Origin of the sequence: Bacteroides caecigallinarum (assembly GCF_021530995.1) — a bacterium.
GTDB classification, from domain to species: domain Bacteria; phylum Bacteroidota; class Bacteroidia; order Bacteroidales; family Bacteroidaceae; genus Phocaeicola; species Phocaeicola faecigallinarum.
Genome location: NZ_JADYTF010000169.1, coordinates 1 through 4,788, shown reverse-complemented (window position 1 = coordinate 4,788; position 4,788 = coordinate 1). Strand labels below are relative to the sequence as shown.

At 50.7% G+C, this 4,788-nt stretch carries 4 protein-coding genes and 2 pseudogenes; 1 reads left to right on the top strand and 5 read right to left on the bottom strand.

The window, feature by feature from the left end; genetic code table 11:
• The first annotated feature begins 133 nt into the window (after window positions 1-133).
• Window positions 134-697 (top strand): Crp/Fnr family transcriptional regulator, encoded by a 564-nt coding sequence (locus I6E24_RS15340; RefSeq protein WP_235329475.1) that lies wholly within the window; start codon window positions 134-136, stop codon window positions 695-697.
• Window positions 698-767: 70 nt separating this feature from the next.
• Here I6E24_RS15340 and mobV read toward each other — a convergent pair whose 3' ends face one another.
• From mobV to I6E24_RS15315, 5 genes and pseudogenes are all read right to left on the bottom strand, one after another.
• Window positions 768-2,138 (bottom strand): MobV family relaxase, encoded by a 1,371-nt coding sequence (mobV, locus tag I6E24_RS15335; protein WP_235329474.1) that lies wholly within the window; start codon window positions 2,136-2,138, stop codon window positions 768-770.
• A 160-nt stretch (window positions 2,139-2,298) separates the two neighbouring features.
• Window positions 2,299-2,706 (bottom strand): hypothetical protein, encoded by a 408-nt coding sequence (locus tag I6E24_RS15330; RefSeq protein ID WP_235329473.1) that lies wholly within the window; start codon window positions 2,704-2,706, stop codon window positions 2,299-2,301.
• 12 nt (window positions 2,707-2,718) lie between these two features.
• Window positions 2,719-3,912: pseudogene (locus I6E24_RS15325) on the bottom strand (primase-helicase family protein).
• Window positions 3,913-4,206: 294 nt separating this feature from the next.
• Window positions 4,207-4,578, bottom strand: a complete 372-nt coding sequence (locus I6E24_RS15320; protein WP_235329472.1) for a hypothetical protein — start codon at window positions 4,576-4,578, stop codon at window positions 4,207-4,209.
• Window positions 4,579-4,589: 11 nt separating this feature from the next.
• Window positions 4,590-4,788: pseudogene (locus I6E24_RS15315) on the bottom strand (hypothetical protein); the annotation flags it as partial.

Sequence of the window (4,788 nt, the reverse complement as noted above, 5' to 3'; positions counted from 1 at the left end):
TGATTATGAGCCGATTTAATTTTATGAGAATTAAATTTAGAATTATCGGAGCTGTATGCGGTGAAAGTCGCACGTACAGTTCTTAATGGGGAAAGCGGCAGCAATGCCGCCGACCTACATAACAAAATGACTTATGGATATAAAGGAAATCATCAACCTGAGATATGCCATGCCGGATGTGTCTTTGGACAAGTTACGGCAATGCCTGACGGAAGTCTCATACCCCAAAGGATTCCAAGTGTTGGAATATGGCAAGGTGGAAAAGGACATCTTTTTCATCAAAAAAGGCATTGTCCGCGCTTATACTCTGGTGGAGGGGAAAGAAATTACTTTTTGGGTCGGCAGGGAAGGGGCGACCATTGTTTCCATGAAAGGATATGTGAATGACGAGCCGGGGTATGAAACAATGGAACTAATGGAAGATTCTGTCTTATATGTATTGGAAAGGAAAAAACTGAAAGAGTTATTCTTGAAGGATTTGCACATAGCCAATTGGGGACGGCGTTATGCGGAAATGGAACTGCTTGCTGCCGAGGAACGGCTGATTTCCATGTTGTCAGCCGTCGCCTCGGAACGGTATCACGAGTTGTTGGAGAAAGAGCCTGATTTGTTACAGCGGTTGCCGTTAGGAAGTATCGCCACCTATTTAGGCATCACACAGGCAAGTTTGAGTAGGATTCGGGCACAAATAAAATGACGTTTCAACCAACTGAGGATAGTTTTGGTCTGCCCCAAACACAAACTTGCTATTCTTCCGTTGGTATTGTTTATAATCCCATGCCCTTGCCTCTCCTAAGCGGTTCAACCGTCCTTTTAACGGATGAGAACAGCCTGCCAAACTGCTCCTTGAACCACTCTCCAATCACTTGCCCGTTGATGGCAAGTGCAAGCTTGGACATGTCTTTCGGGTCTTTTACCACTTGGAAGCCTGCTTCCTCGGTCGTGAACTTCCGCCTGTGCTCTTCCGAATAGAGCTCGCCCTCGTAGAACAGCGGTTTGCCGCTGATGAGCGTGGCAGTCTGCCTTTCGTTGAAGCCGACTTTCAGACAGAACCTCTCCATGTACACCAACTCTTGGAACAGCGGAAACCACTTCTTGGCTTTTTGGATAATGGACTTCAGGAATGACACTTCCCTTTGGTGTTCCGCTTCCTTGTCCGCCATTTCCCTGCGGTACTTGGCTTGCAGTTCCATCAATTGGCGGCTGTGTTCCTCCTGCTGCCGCTCCATCTGCTTTTGCAATAATTCGATACTCTCGTCACGGGCGGCAACCTCGCCTTGCAAGGTTCGGTTGTCGGCTTCCAACTCTTTCAGTCTGCCGCTACCCAAAAGAGAACCTACTTTTGCCACGAGTGCCGCTTTCGCCTCGGTCTTGGCGGCTTCCAGCTTCTCCGACTTGATTTCTTTTTTGACTTCGTCAAGTTCCTGCTTTGCCTGTTGGCATTCGGTCTGCAACTGCTGCACGTTGGCTTCAAGCTCTCCCGTCTGCCGTTTCAGGTCACGGTAGTATTGGGCGGTGGTTGTGTGCCGTGCTTCCGAACCTCGTATGCCACGCTGCAATCCGTACTTCGCCATCGCTGCGGCATAGCTGTCATGATAGGCAACAAGCCTTTCACGGCTCATGAGGTCGTCAGCACACAAACGCACGGCGTTGGCTTTCTTGCGGTAGGTGCGTTTGCCCTCCGCCTGCTTCTTCCTCGCTTTCCTGCGCTCTCCCGTTACTATCGGCACAACCGTTGCATGAATATGCGGCGTGTGCTCGTCCATGTGCAGCACTGCCGATACGGTGTTCTCCTTTCCGAACGTGCGGTGCAGCCATTGCAGGTTGTCGGCGCACCACTCGTCCAGCCTTCCCTCGTCCTGCACTCTCACCATGTCCTCGTGCGTGCCTGAAAGCACGATGCGGATTGCCCTCACTTGGTCGGGAGTAATTTTTCGCCTGATGCCTGCCGTGTGGATGCGGTGGCTTATCGCTTCGGTGCGGTCTGCCACACCGTCGGGGAACTCCACCAGTTCACGGTTGAGATGGGTGCGTGTGGGGTCGGCGTTCTTGGGCATTGTTTTGCGTTCTATGTGGTCGGATGCGCCCGCGTCAGCCGACCCTTTCGCCTTGTTGATTTGGATGCTTATGTATCCCATGTTTGTTTCTTGTTTTTTAGGTTCTACAAATTGTTTGTCGGTATCCGTCCGCCTGCGGTCGTGCCGCACGGGGCAAACGGGGGTGTCCAGAGGGGTGTAACCCCGTTGGCTCATTGGGGTGTTTTTAGCATTAGCGTCAGCGGTGCGTGAAGAAAACGCCCTAATGAGCTATGGCTTTTCGTTCCCAAAAGCCTGCGGCGGTGTCGGCGATGATGTCGGCGGATGTTGGTCGTCCTTTTCTTTTTGCCAGCCTTGTATGATATTCTGTGCCGTTGTGCCGGCATGATTGCCTGTCGGCACAACAGCATACAGGCAGGGATGGTGCTGCTGTTTCCCCTGCGGACTTGATAAGGGCTGAAATTCCGATGAATTGATGATTGGATAGTCTAATATACAGACAGCTAATGCAATAACCTTTCATCAGCGTTTCATCAAACCGCTTGCCAAAAGAAAAGCGATGAGCGGCGTTGTGTTGCCTTTCTCTTTTCATCAGCCCAATCCTTTTGTTGAGCGTTTGATGAGAATGTAAGTCGCTGTCATTCTTTATGTTTATATATGCTTTCATCATTTCATCAAAATATCAGAGTGTTTCCAACTGTTCCTTACTTACCGTATAGTAGCGTCCAATCCTCCTTACGGGTGAGTAACGGCACTCGCGGTTGTAGTCGTATTGTTAGGTGGTGTAGGAAAGCGAATTGGATGCAGGAGCCAGCTTCCAACACTCCTGCACCACTTTCCGAACCTGTGACTTCTCCACCTTGACTTGTGAGCAGACAAGCAACGGGATGATGTCATTGAGGCAAAAAGAAACAGACTCAACATTCACGCTTGCCATGATGTCGAGCAACAGTTCTCCTATCTCTATCTCCAAACGGTTACGGTTGCTTCGAATAATCTTCCGCAGGGCATCCGTCTCCAGCAGCTTCGGATTGAACCACATACGGCTTTCCTTCTTGGTGGATGGCTGTCTGTGTTGCAGGAAATGGAGAAAAGCGGGTATCTCCGCTTTCAGTTTTTGCAGGAAGTCGGTATCGTCATTCCGTAACGGAACAATCTTCCGTACCCAATAGCGTGTTTCCCCAGCGTCAATGATGACGGGCAGGTGTTCGTTGTTGGAGCAAAGCACGAACTTGGCGAAGAAGCCTATCTCGTCACGGTCTTTGCCTTTCGCCTCCACCTTGTAGGAAAGCGTGGTGCTTAGGTTCTTCAACCTCTCGCTGTCCTCACGGCGGTTGAGCAGCACCTCGTCCACCATGATGAGCAACTTGCCCGCCCAGTCGGAATTGAACTGGCTGCGGAAGTCCTCGTTGGTGTTGAAAGTCACGTTGTTTTGGAATACGGCTTTCAGGAAGTTCAGGAACGTGCTTTTGCCCGTATTCCTCTCTTCGGACACGAGCAGGAGGATGGGCAGTTTCTGAACGGGATAGAGGTAGAGCAGCTGCAAGTAGTCCATGCCCAACTCGTACTGTTCGCCGAAGATGTGTTCCACCAACGAACGGATGCAGGGGAAGTCGCCCTCCTGCGGCTGGTGGCTTATCGGCTCGTAGAGGTTGAGGAACTTGCCGACAACGGGCTGGTAGCCCACATGGTCGGGAACGGTGCAGAAGCCGTCATACTTGGGAACGCTCGCCATATAGTCCTTGCCGTAGTCCTACCGCAGGGTCTCGGAGTTCCATGCGATGCGTTTCCTCACATAGCCGCCGTCAATACGGGGCTGGTTTACAATCTTGTAGAGCGCGGTGCCTACTCGGATGAATGTTTCTTTCTTTTCCATGTCTTTAATACAGATTTAGTGCCGCCGACACCTTGTCGGCAGGCGGATTAAACATGGCTGCAAAGCTACGACAGGGCGGCTAAAGCCTTGATACGTAAAACTATGCAGAACGACGCAAAAGAAACCGATGGATAAGAAAATACAGCAGGATGGGCAATACCAACCTTAAAATGGCGAAAAGAAAAAGCCCGAAGAAGCAAAACCTCACTTCTTCGGACTGATATGATAGTGGTATGGATGTGTAACCACACGGGCGTATTGACGAATGGATATATTGACGAATAATCGCACCCATTAACATTTACATGGCTGTCTGTCGCTTAACGAAAGCCACAGAATTTGTCTGTCTTTTCGCAAGCACATCCTTTCCAAAAGGGCATTGCGCACCCTTGCGGCATTGGGTGTGTTGATATGGAAGGCAAGTGCAACGACCATTGGCAGGGCATACACTTCCAAAAAATAACCGTTAGGTAGCTTGATGCGCCTTTCCACCTCGCAAGGATTCAACCCTCCGCTCTTATACACGGCTCGGATGGCGGCACGAAGTGTCGGGGCGATAACATCGAAAAACTTCACCAATTCCATTTCGCTCATCCATACGCTGGCGGCATCGGACGGTACGGCAACCCTGCCGTACTCGTCCATCGTGATTGTTGCCCGTTTCATACCCTGTGCGTTTATATGGCGAAACGTCCACTAACCTTACTCTCGAAAGCGGATATGTCGTTTTCGAGTTTCTTGTTCGTCACCTGTAGGCTCGGCTGTCGGCGCCATGCCACCTTACGGTGGTAGGTTTCCGACAGCCTGCCTCCGAACCGTACGTACACGTCTCCATGTATACGGCTCTCCGCCCATAACGGCATTTTAGCTATTCTC